We start from the raw sequence: 17,535 nt of genomic DNA on the forward strand, positions 1-17,535 counted from the left end.
TTTTAAGCTTTTCACATTCCGCCGTTTCATATGCAGGACATACATCTATACAACGCATATTTTGCTTTTTACAGATTTTACACATAGTTCCGCATTGCTCATCACAGAGACAGGTCATTTTACATTTTTTTCGATGAATGCAGGGAGGATTGGTATAACCCGGATCCGGACGCTCTTTGACACGTGCATGAAGACGTACTTCCTTAGATATTGTTGAGGAATCTTTGCCTATGATTCTTCCAATTTCAGCAAAGCTTTTATTCTCAGTAAGAGCTTTTTCAATCTCAACACGCTGCTCAAATGTTAAATGTTTCCGATTGCCTTTATTATTCATATTTATCTCCAATCTGCACAGGCAGGCAATCAGTTGCAAGTACAGTATACATAGCAATGGTTATCAACGACAATATATATGTGCAGAAGTAATTTCTATAAGACTAGAATTTACTCTTGCCAACTGGAAGTTAAAAATACATTTAAGTTCTGCAGGTGTGAGATGAATTGTACAAAAATAAAAAAGAACATTTGTTCGATAATGAATTCCGTGGTATAATAGAGTCAGTCGAAAAGGTCGAAAACATAGATTATTAGAGAGAGGACTGAGTTGCATGGAAAAAATAGATCATAATGCACATTCAGTGTATCTGATGTATTATCATCTGATCATGGTAGTAAAATATCGAAGGAAAGTCATTGAGAATCCAATTTCAGAAAGAGCAAAAGAGATATGGGAACATATTGCTCCACGGTATGGGATTGTTCTGGAAGAATGGAATCATGACATTGATCATGTGCATGTAATGTTCCGTGCGCAGCCGAGAACGGAACTTAGTAAATTTATCAATGCTTATAAAAGTGCCAGTAGCAGACTATTGAAAAAGGAATATCCGGAAATCAGAGAGAAACTTTGGAAAGAAGCCTTTTGAAGTCAGAGTTTCTGTCTGTTGACAGCTGGAGGAGCCCCAGTAGAAGTAATCCGTCAATACATTGAAACCCAGGGAGAGAAGAAGTATTGAACATAGCATATCGTTTCCGAATTTATCCGACAGAAGAACAGAAGATATTTCTTGGCAAAACATTTGGCTGTTGTCGTTTTCCGTATAATCAGATGCTTAATGATAAGATTCGAGAGTATGAAAAGACGAAGAAAATGTTAAAACATACACCGGCCATGTATAAAAAAGAATATCCATTTCTGAAAGAAGTAGATTCGCTGGCACTGGCAAATGTCCAACTTCATCTGGAAAAGGCATATAAGAATTTTTTTCGGGATCCCAAGATTGGATTTCCAAGGTTCAAGTCAAAACATCATTCCAGAAACAGCTATACAACGAATGTGGTTAATGGAAATATCCTGGTGGAAAGTAAGCGGATCCGGCTTCCTAAATTAAAATGGATTGCCATGAAAAAACACAGGGAGCCGGCAGAAGGACTTTGCCTGAAATCAGTGACGGTCAGTATGGAACCATCCGGCAAATACTTTGCAAGCCTGCTGTATGAAGGGTACAGTTGTGAAAACCAAGCAGCTGAACCAGATTATAGTACCGCAAGGATACTTGGGATAGATTACGCAATGCAGGGTATGGCAGTATTTTCAGAAAAGATTGAGACAGAAGAAGCAGGATTTTTTAGAAAAAACGAAAAAAGACTGGCAAGGGAGCAACGAAAGTTGTCAAGATGCGTACGAGGAAGTCATAATTATGAACTGCAGAAAAAGAAAGTTGCGAAATGTCATGAAAAGATACGAAATCAGCGAAGAGATTATCTGCACAAACTCAGCCGAAAGATCGCAGACGGTTATGATGCAGTTGCAGTGGAAGACATTGATATGAAAGCAATGAGTCAGTGCCGGCACTTTGGGAAAAGTATACAGGATAATGGATATGGAATGTTCCGGGAAATGTTAGACTATAAACTGTTGTGGAAAGGAAAGAAAATGGTAAAGGTAGACCGTTTCTTTCCTTCTAGTAAAAAATGCTGTCAATGTGGAAGGATAAAGCAAGAGCTGAAATTATCTGAAAGAGTTTATCACTGTGCGTGTGGAAATGAGATGGACAGAGATCGTAATGCAGCAATCAACATCCGTGAAGAGGCAAGAAGAATGTTGACAGCATAAACTGTCCGTATCCGGACAATTGGATCATAAGAAAACATGCCCGTGTCCGGGCAAAAGAATCGCGGGGCACGCGAGGATAGCTTGTAGATACTTGGCTCAGTAGAGCCATTGAGCAAGAAGCCCCCACTTCAAAATCAGTGATTTAAGTGGTGGGAGCATGTCACTTAGTAGAAAAAGGATGAGGAGATAAATAAATATGAAAAAGGTTCTGATACTTGGATGTCCCGGTGCGGGGAAAAGTACATTTGCAAGAAGACTCAGAGACAAAACAGGACTTCCATTGTATTATCTTGATATGATCTGGCATAAGCCGGACAGGACAACGATAACAAAGCAGGAGTTTGAGGAAAAATTATCTGAAATTATAAAACAGGATGAATGGATCATAGACGGCAATTATGGAAGAACGCTTGAAATGCGTTTTAAAGAATGTGACACTGTATTCTTTTTAGATCTGCCGACCAGTGTGTGTCTTACGGGCGCAGAAGAGCGTATTGGAAGTGAAAGAGAAGATATGCCATGGCAGGAAGAAGAACTGTCAGCAGAATTCAGAGATTTTATTATCAATTTTTCAAGGGATGAAATACCGGAAATCAATGAGATGTTAAGAAAATATAAGAATAAAAATATTATTATATTCAAATCGCGGGAAGAGATAGATGCATGGAAATGAGGAGGAAATGACGATGAATTTAGAAGAACAGAGACAGTTTATCTTAAATGGAAATATGTATAATGATTTGTCAGATGAGCTGGTGGAAGCACGTGAAAAGACGGTGTTTTTAACTAACGAATATAATGCAAGTTTTGGGAAACCGGCAGAAGAACGGGAAGCGATCCTGAAAAAACTGCTCAAATCCATTGGAAAAGGCGTTCATTTTGAGCCGAATTTCCGGTGTGAATTTGGTTATAATATTTCAATCGGGAATAATTTTTATGCAAATTTTGACTGCATTATGCTGGATGGCGGTGGCATTGAGATCGGTGATAATGTCCTCTTTGGACCAAGAGTTGGAATTTATACCTCTAATCACGCCATGGATGCATGGGAGCGGACACACGGAGCCTGCTATGCGAAGCCGGTCAGAATTGGGAATAATGTCTGGGTTGGAGCCGGTGTGCATATTAACCAGGGCGTAACCATAGGTGATAATACGATCATAGGTTCCGGAAGTGTGATTACGAAGGATATTCCGGCAAATGTGGTTGCAGCTGGGGTTCCTTGTAAAGTGATCCGCGAAATAACGGAAGCGGATAAGACCGGATATCGTCCGTAGGGAATAAGAAGGTCATTAACAGTTAAAGATAAATTATAAAATCATATAAGTAGATATTGAGTTTTATAAGATATTAGACTAGAATATTATTGAAAGGAGTTGATACTTTGAGTAAATATTATTCTATACACGAATTTTCAAAAATTATAGGCGTATCTGCTCAGACATTACGAAATTGGGATGCCAATGGAAAACTTCATCCGCATCATACTACAGTAAGTGGCTATAGATATTATTCTGATGAGCAACTCAACCAGGTAATAAATGTAAAGCCTAAAAATCGCATTACAATTGGATATTGTCGCGTTTCCAGCCATAAACAAAAAGATGATTTGGAACGACAGATTGATAATGTTAAGACATATCTTTTGGCAAAAGGACAGCCGTTTGAGATAATAAGCGATATCGGTTCTGGGATTAATTATAAGAAAAAAGGACTTCAGGAATTGATTAGACGAATCTCTCAAAATCAAGTTGAAAAGGTTGTTGTTTTATATAAAGACAGGCTATTGCGATTTGGTTTTGAGTTGATAGAATATATCTCTTCACTTTATAATTGTGAGATTGAGATTATTGATAATACTGAAAAATCTGAACAGCAGGAACTTGTTGAAGATCTGGTTCAAATAATCACAGTATTCAGCTGCAAATTACAAGGAAAACGAGCTAACAAAGCTAAGAAACTTATCCGGGAATTGATACAGGAGGAAACAGATGGTAAAAGCCATAAAAGTAATGCTGATACCAAACAACGTACAGAAAACTAAGATGTTTCAGTACGCAGGTGCTTCAAGATTTGCTTATAACTGGGCTTTGGCCAGGGAAAAAGAAAATTATGAAAAAGGTGGCAAATTCATTTCAGATTCAGAACTCAGAAAAGAATTTACAAAGCTCAGACATTCTGATGAATACGCATGGCTGCTGAATATTTCAAATAATGTAACCAAACAGGCAATCAAAGATGCCTGTACTGCGTATAAGAACTTTTTCAAGGGTTTGCAAAAATTCCCAAGATTCAAGTCTAAAAAGAGATCAATGCCGAAGTTCTATCAGGACAATGTTAAGATACAATTCAGTAATACCCACGTTAAGTTTGAAGGCTTTTCTTCCAGCAGGAAAGCAAATAAGCAGAAAATGAATTGGGTAAGACTTGCAGAACATGGACGTATTCCAACAGATGTTAAATATATGAATCCGAGAATATCCTTTGACGGATTGAACTGGTGGATCAGTGTATGTGTGGAATTTCCTGATTGCAAGGAAACACTTAATGATGATGGAGTTGGTATAGACTTAGGAATCAAAGATTTGGCTGTCTGCTCTGATGCTGTTAAATATAAGAACATTAATAAGAGTCAGAAAGTAAAGAAACTAGAAAAACAGAAACGCAGATTACAGCGTAGTATCTCTCGTTCTTACGAGAAGAATAAGAAAGGGGAAAGTTACTGCAAAACCAATAATGTAATCAAAAAGGAAAAACTTTTATTAAAACGAAATCACAGATTAACAAACATCCGTAAAAACTATTTGAATCAGACCATATCTGAGATCGTAAATCGAAAACCAAGATTTATCTGTATTGAAGATCTGAATGTCAGTGGAATGATGAAAAATAGACATTTATCCAAAGCAGTTCAGGAACAAGGATTTTTTTGGTTTAGAAAACAGCTTGAATACAAATGCAGTGATAAAAGGATCCAGCTTATTGTGGCTGATCGGTTTTATCCATCATCAAAGCTTTGCAGCTGTTGTGGAAATATCAAAAAAGATTTGAAATTATCTGACAGGGAATATAGATGTGAGTGTGGGAATATAATTGACAGAGATTTCCAGGCATCAATAAATCTTAAGGGTTATGGAGAACGATTTGCAAGCTGACACTGAAACGTTAATGCAAATATGTACGGATACGTTAGTCCGGAATTTACGCCTATGGAGAGTACAAGAACTTGTGAGTAGATAGATATTTATATCATCAAAAGCATACTCGTTGAAGTAGGAATGAAACATAGAAGTTTGTAACTTTTTATAAGTTTTCAGTAACGGCGAGATGAGCCAGGATGGAAAGGTTAAGAAAAAACAGCGAGAATAAATTTAGATATTTTATGGAGGAAAATCAAAATGGCAAAGGATCAGAGATTTGAAGAGATACATAGTGAAATTGAGAAAATTGTCATATGCGATGAACTGATAAAAGACTGGACATATCCTTTAATTCAGCCGAAGCTGATTGAAGAAGCGGCAAGAAGAGGATGTTTATAAAGGAGAAATTGGGAATGATTGGCGAAGGGAGAGAACCAAAGAAAGTCGGGATTCCTTTACAATGAAAGAACATTCTGTGGTAAATCTTTTTGCCTTGTAAATAATAAGAAATTGACGAAAATTACCGGGGGGGGGGTATAATAAGCTTACGCTTTTTATTTAAAGGTGAAGTGTAATGAACAGGGAGGAAAAGAGATGAAGAGAAAAATTGTAATTGGAATGTTGGTACTTTCGATGGCTGTTTCGGCAACGGCGTGTTCATCAAAGAAAGAAGAGACTGCAAAGACCGAGACTTCACAGAGTACAGATACGGAGAAAGCTTCGGAGACAGCAGACGAGGCAGATTCTTCCGACGAAAGAAATGCATATGGTCTGACAGAAGAGGAGACAGAAAAGCTTGCAGAGCTGGTAAAAGAGAAAGTAAAGACACAGTATCTGGATAAATATGAGATTGATCCGGCAAGCTTTACATTTCCAGAGTATGAACCGATAGCAGAGAGAACAGAGGCAAAGGATTTATGGACTCCGCTGGACTGGAATTACTTACGCAGCTACGAATTGGCGACGATTGTTGTTATAGCAGAAGAAGCAGGGTATAAAGATAAAGGAATTGAAGATATATCTGAGGGAATCAAGGATGGAACAATTTCTTTTAAAGAAAGTGCGAAGGAACAAAACGAGACAAACTATGAGTGGTATGTTGAAAATAATCCGCAGGAAGGAGATCTGGCAGGAGCCATTTATGAAGGAATCGCAGAATTCTTGAATGGACTGGATGATGCGGAGCGTGCGGAAGTTTTGTATGATGTTTATGCAGCAAATGTTTATCAGAATGGAAACGGAGAAGATGAACAGGGCAGAGTACTTCATAGGATGTTTGATCAGGTGATTATTGAGAATGTTTCTTTTAAATAAACAGTAAAAAGATAAAAGACAGGGAGTTGCCACTTGTAACGACAAAAATCGTGAAGAGGTAACTCCCTGTTCATTTTTTGCTCAACGGGAAAAATCTTACTTCAGCAGATAAGAAGAAATATCTGATTTTGGAGTAAAAGGAGATAAGGAGGATATTTAATATGAGGCTTGCGATGATACAAATGTCAAATTCGGGAAGTGTAGAAAAGAATATGGAAAAAAGTCTGCATGCGATTGCAATGTGTAATCGTGTTGGAGTGGAAGGGGAGATGGATTTTGCCGGGGAGTCTATGGCTGTCGATGCAAATGGAGAGATTCTTGCCCGGGCAGATGACACAGAGCAGATTGTGTATGTGGATTTTAACTTGGAGAAATCCGGGAAAGTGCGGGAGAAAAGACCTTATGCTCAGCTTAGGAGAAAAGAGTTTTATGTATAATGTGGCGGAATCGTGTCAAAATATGATTGTTTGTATTAAAAAATGACACGATTGACACAATTGACACGATTAAAGGGGCTGTTTTTCAGGGAAAGGATCAGACGGTGTTTAAAGACCGTAGAGAATTTTCAGGGGCATTGATGAAACAGATGAATGATGTCTACGATTATATTGATTTTCATAATCAGACACATGCAACAATCGAAAAGTTGCTGCGGATAGATATCAGGGATTATCCTGAAATCGCTGTCAGAGAAGCATTGTTAAATTTGCTGGTTCACAGGGATTATGCGTTTAGTGCAAGTGCATTGATTAGTATTTATGAAGACCGGATGGAATTTATATCCATCGGAGGATTGATGCCTGGAATTGAGCTGGAGGATGTGATGGCAGGTATTTCTATATGCAGAAATCCGGATCTTGCAAATGTATTTTACTGGTTGCATTTAATCGAAGCATATGGTACTGGAATCAGTAAGATTATAGGGCTTACGCTGATGTGGCAGAAAAACCTGTTATTGAGACGACGAGAAATACTTTTAAAATGAGAAAAATTCTTCTTGCAATATACCCTTATGGGGTATATAATAACCCTCGTAAAGAGAAAAGATAAGAGGTGAGATACATGGAAGAAAAGAAAGAATGTTGTCACTGTCACAAGAAAAAAGAGCGATCTGAAAAGGAATACAAGGACATGATCAATCGTCTGAATCGGATTGAAGGACAGGTCAGAGGTGTGAAGCGCATGGTAGAAGAAGATGCATACTGTCCGGATATTCTGATTCAGGTGTCAGCAATCAATGCAGCGCTCAACAGTTTCAATAAAGTCCTTTTGGCGAATCATATCCGTACCTGTGTGGCAGAGGATATCCGAGAGGGAAAAGATGAAACAATTGATGAGCTGGTTGCAACGCTTCAGAAACTGATGAAATAACAGGAGTGTATTAGATTTTCAGCTGAAAAGCGCAGGGAAATCTTTACAATAAAAAAGACAGACAAAGCCAAAGAGTGAGGTGGATTTTGTGGAACAATATACAGTAACAGGAATGAGCTGTGCTGCCTGCAGCAGCAGAGTAGAAAAGGCAGTATCGAAGGTGCCGGGCGTTACAAGCTGTTCGGTGAGTCTTCTGACGAATTCGATGGGAGTAGAAGGAACTGCATCTCAGTCGGAGATTATTGCAGCGGTTGAGGCAGCAGGATACGGTGCTTCGGTAAAAGGGGCAGATGCAGGAGCAAAAAGTAAAGGTGCTTCGATGGATGAAGATGCCCTGAAAGACCGGGAGACACCGGTTATGAAACGGCGCCTGATCGCATCCATTTGTTTTCTGATCCCGCTGATGTACATTTCCATGGGACATATGATGTGGAACTGGCCACTGCCGGGATTTCTGGATGGAAATCATGTGGCAATGGGACTGATCCAGCTGTTATTTGCCGGAATTATCATGGTGATCAACCAGAAGTTCTTCATCAATGGATTTAAGGGACTCCTTCATGGCGCGCCGAACATGGATACTCTGGTTGCACTGGGATCAGGAGCATCCTTTATTTACAGTACCTATGCCTTATTTGCAATGACCGATGCACAGGTGAAGATGGACATGGAAGGCGTGATGTCTTACATGCATGAATTCTATTTTGAGTCAGCAGCCATGATCCTGACACTGATTACAGTCGGAAAGATGCTGGAAGCACATTCCAAAGGAAAGACAACGGATGCGTTAAAGAGTCTGATGAAACTGGCTCCGAAGACAGCAGTTGTCCTGAAAAATGGTGTGGAAACAGAAGTTTCCATCGATCAGGTGAAAAAAGGTGACATTTTTGTAGTAAGACCGGGTGAAAATATACCGGTAGACGGTATCGTGCTGGAAGGAACCAGTGCGGTCAATGAAGCAGCACTCACCGGAGAAAGTATCCCGGTCGATAAAGCAGAAGGCGACAAGGTATCCGCAGCAACCATGAACCAGTCCGGTTTCCTTAAATGCGAGGCAACCAGAGTCGGAGAGGATACTACCCTTTCGCAGATCATTCAGATGGTCAGCGATGCAGCCGCGACCAAAGCACCAATTGCAAAGATTGCAGACCGGGTATCCGGCGTATTTGTACCGGCGGTTATTACTATTGCGGTACTGACAACTGTCGTATGGCTGATCGCAGGGCAGAGCGTTGGATTTGCACTTGCAAGAGGAATTTCCGTGCTTGTGATCAGCTGCCCTTGTGCGCTGGGACTTGCCACACCGGTCGCCATTATGGTTGGTAACGGGATGGGGGCAAAGAACGGAATCATGTTCAAGACGGCAGTATCCTTGGAAGAGACAGGGAAAATGCAGATCGTAGCTCTGGATAAGACCGGAACCATTACAAGCGGCGAGCCAAAAGTAACCGATATGATACCTGCAGAGGGTATCTCAGAAGAAGAACTTTTAGGATTTGCCTATGCACTGGAAAGAAAGAGTGAACATCCACTGGCACGTGCGATTTTGCAGGAAGCAGAGGAGCGTAGAATCGATGCGGATGAAGTGGAAGATTTCCGGGCAGTTCCTGGAAACGGACTTTCCGCAGTCCTTGCAGGAAAGACCATTTATGGCGGCAATAAGAAATTTATCCAGACCAAGACTTCTGTGGATGCAGGAACGCAAAAAAAAGCAGAAGATCTGGCAGCAGAAGGAAAGACTCCGCTGTTTTTTGCAAAAGAAGACCGGCTGGTCGGAATCATTGCAGTAGCGGACGTTATCAAAGAGGACAGCCCGGAGGCAGTTAAAGAACTGCAGAATATGGGAATCCATGTAGTCATGCTGACCGGTGATAATGAGAGAACTGCAAAAGCAATCGGACGGCAGGCAGGCGTAGATGAAGTTATCGCAGATGTTCTTCCGGATGGAAAAGAAGCAGTTATCCGGAAATTGAAGAAAAAAGGAAAAGTTGCCATGGTCGGTGACGGAATCAATGATGCACCGGCACTTACCAGAGCGGATATGGGAATTGCCATCGGTGCGGGAACGGATATTGCCATTGACGCGGCAGATGTAGTATTGATGAAAAGCCGGTTAAGTGATGTGCCGGCAGCCATCCGCATGAGCAAGGCAACCTTAAGAAATATCCATGAGAACCTGTTCTGGGCATTCTTCTATAATGTAATCGGAATCCCGCTTGCAGCAGGCGCATGGTATCCGCTTTTCGGGTGGAAATTAAATCCGATGTTTGGCGCAGCGGCAATGAGTCTTTCAAGCTTCTGCGTAGTAACCAATGCACTTCGTCTGAACTGGTTCAAGATGTATGATGCCAGCAAGGATAAGAAGATAAAGTCAAAAGTCAGAGAAATTAAGGAGGAAAAGACAATGACAAAAACAATGAAGATCGAAGGTATGATGTGTGGACACTGTGAGGCAACTGTAAAGAAAACTCTGGAAGCAATCGAAGGAGTAGAAGGGGCAGAAGTAAGCCATGAAAATGGAACAGCAGTTGTAACCCTGACAGCAGAAGTCGCAGATGAGGTACTGAAAAAAGCTGTTGAAGACAAAGACTACAAAGTGACAGGGATTGAGTAGGTTTAAGTCCGAAAAATAAAGATTGTTAGAAATTACAATACTATAAAGAAGAAAAACATGGAGAAAACCATTATTTTGATTGATTTATTATGAAATAAACAATCAAAATAATGGTTTTTGTTTACAAATATTAGATTTTGTGATTTAATAAAGAAAAAGTCGGGAATCATAAAACTGGAAGGTGAATTTATGAGAGAAAGGTTATTTATAACACCAGAATATACGACTGCAAAGGAAATTAAACAGATTCGGAAAGGATTGCATTTGACACAGAAAGAGTTTGCAGAATTTATCAATTGTTCCAAGCCGACAGTAGAACGTTGGGAGAGAAGCGAAGAAGTGATTCGCGGACCAATTGTTCCATTATTAAAAATGTTGCAGAAATATCCGGAATATGAGCAGGAAGTGAAGGTGCCGGAAAAAGTGTGGCCGCTCAGAATATGGTATATGTATGAACAGAATGTATGCACTTTGATTGATGTGAATGAGCGGGAACGAAAAGTGAAAATAAGAAATTATACAGATAAGGTTATGTTCCGTGCTTTTGGTACGGTAGAAGATCCGAATTATAATGATTATCAGGAGTTCCTGGAGTCAAGATGTTTCCCGGAAAGCCGAGATAAGATGAAATTGATATTGAAGGATCTGGGACTACCATTTTATGATCCAATTATGATTATAGAGAAGACTGAAGGACGAATGGCAGAAGATGATTTTTGGATTCGCATAGAGAGGTAGATGCATGATAGAATTATTTGAGCAGAATATTCGGACAAATGACCGGCAGTCTTCAAAAGGGAACCAGTTAAAATGGGAAAATGAGGGAATATGGTATAAAGCAGATTATACAGGTTATGAAGGTCTGTCAGAATATATGATTTCCCATCTCCTGAAAAAGTCAACCCTGACAGAGAATGAATTTGTAGGCTATGATCTGGAAAAAATAAAATACGGCACTGTGATTTATAATGGTGTGAAGAGCAAAAACTTTCTAAGTGAAGATTGGCAGATTATCACGCTGGAGCGGTTGTTCAAGAACTTTTTCGGAGAAAGTTTATACAAAGCTTTGTATAGAATACCGGAACATGAAGAACGCTTACCTTTTTTGGCGCAGCAGGTAGAGCGAATGACAGGACTTCAGAATTTTGGCATTTATATGAATAAATTGTTGACGATTGACGCATTTTTTCTGAATGAAGATCGTCACACACATAATATTGCGGTTCTGATGAATGGAAAAGGGGACTATGCATATTGTCCGATTTTTGATAATGGGGCGGGCTTACTGGCAGATACAACGATGGATTATCCTTTGTCGGGAGATGTTTATGCGCTTATGGATCGTGTTCAGTCAAAAACAATAAGTAGTGAATTTGATGAACAATTAGATATTTCGGAATCTCTGTATAAAATAAATCTGAGGTTTCAATTTACGAAAAATGATGTAATAGAATTGCTTAAAAAAGCAGAGGAATATCCAGAAGAAATCCGAAATCGGGTAGAAATGATTATATTTGCACAGATGCGAAAATATACTTACTTATTTTCGTAAGTGGTACACTGATTGACATATTCCTGAATACTTGTTAACTAAGTAAAAATATGCTATGCTTAAAAAATTGGTTATAGGAAATTATGAGAATGCATAGTGTGGAGGGAGCTTCCAGCGGATCGCCCCGTGAAATTCTACAGTTAGGTTATAAAATTGGGTTTATCAATGATTCAGAAGTATGGTTACTCATGTTAAAAAAGCGTAATACTTCAGTTCGCATTTATAATGAAAATGAAGTTGATGAAATGATTATGTTGATACGTGACAGTTTTATTCCGGCTTTTCTTGTTCTTAAGGATGTGTTGGTGGAGAAGCTGGACGAAGCTGAAGGTGATTGGATGTAAGATAGACGCAGGTCGTGTATGACTTGCGTTTGTTTTGCCATTAGATAGGAAAAATTCAAGTAGAATAGAGATAGCCTGTTTTGATGAATATCCAGAGGTGCAGGATATGGCAAAGTGGATTCTTGAGATACTTAGAAATGCGAACATAAATTTATAGGAAGGAAATCAGATACCAATGATACAGGATATTTATCCACACAAATTATACAATGAATACAATCCAGCTGCCAAAGTGCAGGAGAACAGCCCTGTTTTAAATATCTACAATGGAAAGGTGCTGGTTCATACAGAAAAATTCGACAATCATATCATAGCATTCCCATTGAAGAAAGAAATGCCGGAAGAGCTGGAATATACCTATCTTTTTAGGGTGGACGACATTGAGTATTTTCTGTGGAACGAGGAGCTTCGGGAAGACTTGATTCCGGAGGGGTATGCATACGTTGAAGAGAGAAGCATACGCAAAGAAGGCAATGGACCATGTGAAGAGGTTTTTGCAGCTACGACAGGAAAACACTTGTCGGATTGGTACAGAGACACCCGGTTTTGCGGAAGATGCGGGACAAGGATGGCGCTTCACGACAAGGAACGTGCAATGAGTTGTCCAGCTTGTGGTTATGTGGCATATCCGCGGATTATGCCGGCGGTTATCGTGGGCGTGAAAAATGGGGATCAATTACTGCTTACCAGATATCGTACAGGTTTTGCTTATAATGCATTGATCGCAGGTTTCACGGAGATTGGAGAAACAGTAGAAGAAACGGTTATGCGTGAAGTAATGGAAGAAACCGGGATCAGGGTTAAAAATATCCGTTATTATAAATCTCAGCCATGGGGAACTGCAAATGACCTTCTCCTTGGATTTTATTGTGAGGTGGATGGGAATGATACCATTACCATGGACTGTCAGGAACTAAAATATGCAAAGTGGGTACAGCGGGAAGAAATTGTGCTTCAGCCGGGGGATTTCAGTCTGACAAATGAAATGATGCGCAGATTCAAAGAAGGGAACGAAGTATAAAAAAGTGATTCATAAAAAATAAAAAAAGTATTGACACCATGTGAAATCTGTGGTAGATTATAACTTGCGTAAAGCGAACAACAAAGAAGAGTATCCACTCTCACCTTAGCGCAATCGGGCGACTAACGGTTTGATATTGAATTTATAATACCAGATATAAGTATTGTATGCAATAGATAGTGGATAGTCTGCAGCTATTCACTATTTTTTATTTATTGGAGGTGCACAACAATTAGCGATTTAATGATTAACGAACAAATCCGCGACAGAGAGGTACGCGTGGTTAGCGAGAGTGGGGAACAGTTAGGAATAATGTCAGCAAGAGATGCAATGAAGCTGGCACAGGAAGCGGAACTGGATCTGGTTAAAATCGCTCCGACAGCGAAACCGCCGGTTTGTAAGATTATCGATTATGGTAAGTTCAGATACGAACAGGCAAGAAAAGAAAAAGAAGCAAAGAAAAAGCAGAGAACTGTCGAGGTTAAGGAAGTGCGTCTTTCACCGAATATTGACACCAACGACCTGAACACGAAGATGAATAACGCTAGAAAATTTATCTCAAAAGGAAATAAAGTAAAAGTTACACTTCGTTTCCGTGGTAGAGAGATGGCTCATATGCAGCAGAGCAAACATATTCTTGACGATTTCGCTGAGAAGATGAAAGATGTTGCTGTCATTGAAAAGCCGGCAAAACTTGAAGGCAGAAGCCTGAGCATGGTTTTAACTGAAAAACGTTAAAAATAAATTATCTATATTAAGGAGGAAAACATCATGCCAAAAATTAAAACAAATAGAGCTGCTGCAAAGCGCTTCAAAACAACAGCTACAGGTAAACTTAAAAGAAACAAAGCTTACAAGAGCCATATCTTAACAAAGAAGTCTACTAAGAGAAAAAGAAATCTTAGACAGTCAACTATCACAGATTCTACAAATGTAAAGAACATGAAGAAAGTATTACCATATCTCTAAGATTTGGCAGGAAGATAGAAGGAGGATTAAGTAATGGCAAGAGTAAAAGGCGGAATGAACGCTAAGAAGAAACACAATAGAACTTTGAAACTGGCTAAAGGATACAGAGGAGCTCGTTCTAAACAGTACAGAATCGCAAAACAGTCTGTAATGAGAGCCCTTACATCAGCATATGCAGGAAGAAAGCAGAAAAAACGTCAGATGCGTCAGCTTTGGATCGCTCGTATCAACGCAGCTGCAAGAATGAATGGTCTTTCTTACAGCAAGCTTATGCACGGACTTAAAGTTGCCGGTGTAGATATGAACAGAAAGATGCTTGCTGAAATGGCAGTTAATGATGCAGCTGGATTCGCAGCTGTAGCTGAAGTTGCTAAAAAGGCACTTGCATAATTAAATCAGACGATTTCGTATAGAGTTTGAGAGAAGAGGGAAAACCTTGTGGAGAGAATCCGCAAGGTTTTTTTGTGCATAAATTGAATGATAATGGTTGTGAGGGTGGTGGATAGAAAAATAATCGTTTGGATTCAAGTTGCGCAAAACATTCCGATGAGCCTCTGAGAGCGAAAATTGTGTCAGCAATGGCTTCCACAATTTTTGAGTCTCATCTCCATTGCGCAAAATAGAATCCAAACGATTATTTTTCTATCCTCCGCCCATTCAACGGTATCGAATGAAAAGCATTTTATTTACACGATATTGGAGAGTTTGTTTGCGGATTCCATGGTGGAGTGATGATGCTTGAAAGTTTGTTGAAAAATATTCTTATTTATCTATGGAGTGTTGTTATAACAACGGAATGAGATACGGTTGTGAGGTAGAATGAATGGGTAAAGTTAAAGAAATATAAATTCTAAAAAGTTAAAGTCAAATTTTAAGGAGGACATAAAAATATGATTCGTAGAATTATTCAGATAGATGAGGAGAAGTGTAATGGATGTGGGGCTTGTGCGAAGGCTTGTCATGAGGGGGCTATTTCTATGGTGAATGGAAAGGCGAAGCTGATGAGAGATGATTATTGCGACGGGCTGGGAGACTGTCTGCCGAATTGTCCGGTGGATGCCATTCATTTTGTAGAGCGTGAGGCGGTGGCTTATGATGCGGAGGCTGTGAAGCAGAATATGCTTAAAAAGCAGCAGGAAGAGGCTGCAAAGCAGAATGCGGGAGAAGGACCTAAAGCACCGGTAAAACCATTTGCAGGGGGATGTCCTGGAACCCGTATGCGTATGATGAACAGAGGGGAGAGTACGCAGAATACAGAGAGTGAAGAGGAAGGCAGGGAGACGGCGAAAAGCGTGAATAAGAGTATGCTTTCCCAGTGGCCGGTACAGATTAAGCTTGCACCGGTAAATGCACCGTATTTTGATGGGGCGAAGCTTCTGATCGCCGCAGACTGCAGTGCCTATGCTTATGGAGATTTTCATAATCGTTTTATCAAAGGGCATGTGACTTTGATCGGATGTCCAAAGCTGGATAATGTGGATTATTCGGAGAAGCTGACGGAGATTATTAAGAACAATAATATTAAGAGTGTGACGATCGTGCGGATGGAAGTGCCGTGCTGTGGAGGCCTCGAGATGGCGGCAAAGAAAGCACTCAGGGAAAGTGGTAAATTTATCCCGTGGCAGGTTGTGACCTTATCGCTTGACGGACAGATCATTGATGAATAATATGATACCAGGGTCAAAAGGTCAGAAAGCCGATGCAAGCTTGCTTGCAAGAGGATTTTGACCTCTTGACCCCAACATTATAATATTAGTAAAATAAAGTGATTTCATTACAGAAAACAGCATATGAAGTATGCTGCGGTAAATCTGTAGAGACTGTAAAAGGGCAAAGAAAAAGGCTGAAAAGTTATAAAACTTTTCGGCCTTTTTGATGCGATTACTAATGTGTTCGTACATATTCTTTGATTGCATTAAAGCTTTCTTTGCTGATTACATGTTCCATCTGGCAGGCATCATCGGTAGCGATCTCCTCCGGCACACCGAGTTCAATCAGCCATTTTGAAATAAATTCATGACGTTCATAGATCATGTTCGCGATCTCTTTTCCTGAATCGGTCAGATAAATAAAACCTGCATCTGTTACGGTAATATGATTCTCCTGACGAAGCTTCTTCATGGCGATGCTGACACTTGATTTTTTGAAACCAAGTTCATTTGCGATATCTACGGAGCGTACGACAGGTAATTTTTTACTTAACATCAATATTGCTTCAAGATAATTTTCGGATGATTCATTTTTAGCCATTTATTCCGGTCACCTCACTATTCATTCTTATACCTAATAGGATACCATGGATTGTATTTTTTTTCAAATAATATTGTTCTGTAAATGCTCTTTTTGTGCAGAAAGTAGAAGTTATAACTATTAAAAGTAAGCGCCGAACAGCAAAAATGAGAAAAGAAAAACAAAGGTTTTTTAAAACTTAAAAAAACACTTGACAACGCACAAACGTTAGAATATACTAACTATTGAACCAAAGTTGGTAATGAAAAAAATTATCATTCAAATTCCAAATACGCAAAAGAACAGGAGGTAGCGATTATGCCTTTAACGATGGCGAATATTGGTGAAGTAAATGAAATCAAGAGAATTGGTGGAAATGAAGAAACAAGGCGATTCCTTGCGAATCTCGGATTTGTAGCAGGTGCAGAGATTACAGTTGTTTCTGCAATCGGTGGTAACGTGATCGTGAACATCAAGGATTCACGTGTTGCGGTTAATTCTGATATGGCGCGGCATATCATGATCTAGCCTCTGGCTGGTCGGCGGGTCCGCTGTATATATATTCTGTATTTCGAAGCTTAAAGGAAAGGAGATACGACAATGACTTTAGGTGATGCAAAGGTTGGAAGCACTGTTGTTGTGACCAAGATTGAAGGAGACGGAGCTTACAAACGCCGTATTATGGACATGGGCATAACAAAAGGAAGCGAGCTGTACATCAGAAAAGTTGCGCCTCTCGGTGATCCTGTTGAGATTACTGTAAGAGGATATGAACTTACAGTAAGAAAAGATGATGCACAGTGTGTGCAGGTAAAATAGCATATACATAATTATGCATGAGAGTAGTACAACAAGGAGGTAAAAA

General features: G+C 39.8%; 22 protein-coding genes and 2 pseudogenes. 22 read left to right on the top strand and 2 right to left on the bottom strand.

The window, feature by feature from the left end:
• Nucleotides 1-334 (bottom strand): helix-turn-helix domain-containing protein (locus ACYQ5K_RS05490; RefSeq protein ID WP_459777328.1); only part of this gene is annotated, 334 nt, incomplete at its 3' end.
• 274 nt (nucleotides 335-608) lie between these two features.
• On the opposite strand from ACYQ5K_RS05490, the pseudogene tnpA reads away from it, so the two are divergent.
• The 20 genes and pseudogenes from tnpA (at nucleotide 609) to ACYQ5K_RS05590 (ending at nucleotide 16,108) form a co-directional block, all read left to right on the top strand.
• Nucleotides 609-1,016, top strand: a pseudogene (gene tnpA, locus ACYQ5K_RS05495) (IS200/IS605 family transposase).
• Entirely contained in the window at nucleotides 1,013-2,116 is a 1,104-nt protein-coding gene (locus ACYQ5K_RS05500) for an RNA-guided endonuclease TnpB family protein (protein ID WP_173689576.1), read from the top strand. Before tnpA ends, ACYQ5K_RS05500 begins: the two are co-directional and overlap by 4 nt.
• 196 nt (nucleotides 2,117-2,312) lie before the next feature.
• Entirely contained in the window at nucleotides 2,313-2,789 is a 477-nt protein-coding gene (locus tag ACYQ5K_RS05505; protein WP_459777329.1) for a P-loop NTPase family protein, read from the top strand.
• 13 nt (nucleotides 2,790-2,802) lie between these two features.
• Nucleotides 2,803-3,393 carry a sugar O-acetyltransferase gene (locus tag ACYQ5K_RS05510; RefSeq protein WP_173689578.1) on the top strand — a complete coding sequence of 197 codons (591 nt, stop codon included), beginning with the start codon at nucleotides 2,803-2,805 and terminating at the stop codon, nucleotides 3,391-3,393.
• Between the two features lie 107 nt (nucleotides 3,394-3,500).
• A complete protein-coding gene (locus ACYQ5K_RS05515) occupies nucleotides 3,501-4,160 on the top strand; it encodes an IS607 family transposase (protein ID WP_173689579.1) in 660 nt (219 codons plus the stop codon).
• Complete coding sequence (locus tag ACYQ5K_RS05520; protein WP_173689580.1) at nucleotides 4,108-5,271, top strand: RNA-guided endonuclease InsQ/TnpB family protein; 1,164 nt, start codon at nucleotides 4,108-4,110, stop codon at nucleotides 5,269-5,271. The genes ACYQ5K_RS05515 and ACYQ5K_RS05520 overlap by 53 nt, the downstream gene beginning before the upstream one ends.
• 243 nt (nucleotides 5,272-5,514) lie before the next feature.
• Entirely contained in the window at nucleotides 5,515-5,655 is a 141-nt protein-coding gene (locus ACYQ5K_RS05525) for an NUDIX hydrolase (RefSeq protein WP_173689575.1), read from the top strand.
• Between the two features lie 195 nt (nucleotides 5,656-5,850).
• Nucleotides 5,851-6,570, top strand: coding sequence for a hypothetical protein (locus ACYQ5K_RS05530; RefSeq protein ID WP_173689581.1), 720 nt, complete (start codon nucleotides 5,851-5,853; stop codon nucleotides 6,568-6,570).
• Between the two features lie 161 nt (nucleotides 6,571-6,731).
• Nucleotides 6,732-7,007, top strand: coding sequence for a nitrilase-related carbon-nitrogen hydrolase (locus ACYQ5K_RS05535; RefSeq protein ID WP_201856689.1), 276 nt, complete (start codon nucleotides 6,732-6,734; stop codon nucleotides 7,005-7,007).
• Nucleotides 7,008-7,066: 59 nt separating this feature from the next.
• Nucleotides 7,067-7,554, top strand: a pseudogene (locus tag ACYQ5K_RS05540) (ATP-binding protein); the annotation flags it as partial.
• A 78-nt stretch (nucleotides 7,555-7,632) separates the two neighbouring features.
• A complete protein-coding gene (locus ACYQ5K_RS05545; protein WP_173689582.1) occupies nucleotides 7,633-7,941 on the top strand; it encodes a metal-sensing transcriptional repressor in 309 nt (102 codons plus the stop codon).
• A gap of 88 nt (nucleotides 7,942-8,029) precedes the next feature.
• On the top strand, nucleotides 8,030-10,555 hold the full coding sequence (locus tag ACYQ5K_RS05550) for a heavy metal translocating P-type ATPase (protein WP_459777330.1): 2,526 nt from the start codon (nucleotides 8,030-8,032) through the stop codon (nucleotides 10,553-10,555).
• Nucleotides 10,556-10,744: 189 nt separating this feature from the next.
• Nucleotides 10,745-11,293: a helix-turn-helix domain-containing protein gene (locus ACYQ5K_RS05555; RefSeq protein WP_173689584.1), complete on the top strand. Its 549-nt coding sequence runs from the start codon at nucleotides 10,745-10,747 to the stop codon at nucleotides 11,291-11,293.
• 4 nt (nucleotides 11,294-11,297) lie between these two features.
• Complete coding sequence (locus ACYQ5K_RS05560) at nucleotides 11,298-12,107, top strand: HipA domain-containing protein (RefSeq protein ID WP_195230884.1); 810 nt, start codon at nucleotides 11,298-11,300, stop codon at nucleotides 12,105-12,107.
• Between the two features lie 89 nt (nucleotides 12,108-12,196).
• A complete protein-coding gene (locus ACYQ5K_RS05565) occupies nucleotides 12,197-12,451 on the top strand; it encodes a nucleotidyltransferase substrate binding protein (RefSeq protein WP_243259178.1) in 255 nt (84 codons plus the stop codon).
• A 175-nt stretch (nucleotides 12,452-12,626) separates the two neighbouring features.
• Nucleotides 12,627-13,472: an NAD(+) diphosphatase gene (nudC, locus tag ACYQ5K_RS05570; RefSeq protein WP_195230886.1), complete on the top strand. Its 846-nt coding sequence runs from the start codon at nucleotides 12,627-12,629 to the stop codon at nucleotides 13,470-13,472.
• 243 nt (nucleotides 13,473-13,715) lie between these two features.
• Nucleotides 13,716-14,210, top strand: coding sequence for a translation initiation factor IF-3 (gene infC, locus ACYQ5K_RS05575; protein ID WP_173687690.1), 495 nt, complete (start codon nucleotides 13,716-13,718; stop codon nucleotides 14,208-14,210).
• 33 nt (nucleotides 14,211-14,243) lie between these two features.
• A complete protein-coding gene (gene rpmI, locus ACYQ5K_RS05580) occupies nucleotides 14,244-14,441 on the top strand; it encodes a 50S ribosomal protein L35 (protein ID WP_022220532.1) in 198 nt (65 codons plus the stop codon).
• A 33-nt stretch (nucleotides 14,442-14,474) separates the two neighbouring features.
• Nucleotides 14,475-14,831 (top strand): 50S ribosomal protein L20, encoded by a 357-nt coding sequence (gene rplT, locus ACYQ5K_RS05585; protein WP_173687691.1) that lies wholly within the window; start codon nucleotides 14,475-14,477, stop codon nucleotides 14,829-14,831.
• A 500-nt stretch (nucleotides 14,832-15,331) separates the two neighbouring features.
• Entirely contained in the window at nucleotides 15,332-16,108 is a 777-nt protein-coding gene (locus ACYQ5K_RS05590; RefSeq protein WP_459777331.1) for an ATP-binding protein, read from the top strand.
• Between the two features lie 217 nt (nucleotides 16,109-16,325).
• Here the strand turns inward: ACYQ5K_RS05590 and ACYQ5K_RS05595 are convergent, their stop codons facing one another.
• Nucleotides 16,326-16,691, bottom strand: coding sequence for a metal-dependent transcriptional regulator (locus tag ACYQ5K_RS05595; RefSeq protein WP_173687693.1), 366 nt, complete (start codon nucleotides 16,689-16,691; stop codon nucleotides 16,326-16,328).
• A gap of 297 nt (nucleotides 16,692-16,988) precedes the next feature.
• Here ACYQ5K_RS05595 and ACYQ5K_RS05600 point away from each other — a divergent pair, with 297 nt between their 5' ends.
• Nucleotides 16,989-17,198 (top strand): FeoA family protein, encoded by a 210-nt coding sequence (locus ACYQ5K_RS05600; RefSeq protein WP_022220531.1) that lies wholly within the window; start codon nucleotides 16,989-16,991, stop codon nucleotides 17,196-17,198.
• 72 nt (nucleotides 17,199-17,270) lie between these two features.
• The gene (locus ACYQ5K_RS05605; protein WP_055260881.1) at nucleotides 17,271-17,489 is read left to right on the top strand and encodes a FeoA family protein; all 219 of its coding nucleotides are present in this window, start codon (nucleotides 17,271-17,273) and stop codon (nucleotides 17,487-17,489) included.
• Nucleotides 17,490-17,535 lie beyond the last annotated feature (46 nt).

Source organism: Allocoprococcus similis, from assembly GCF_054660775.1.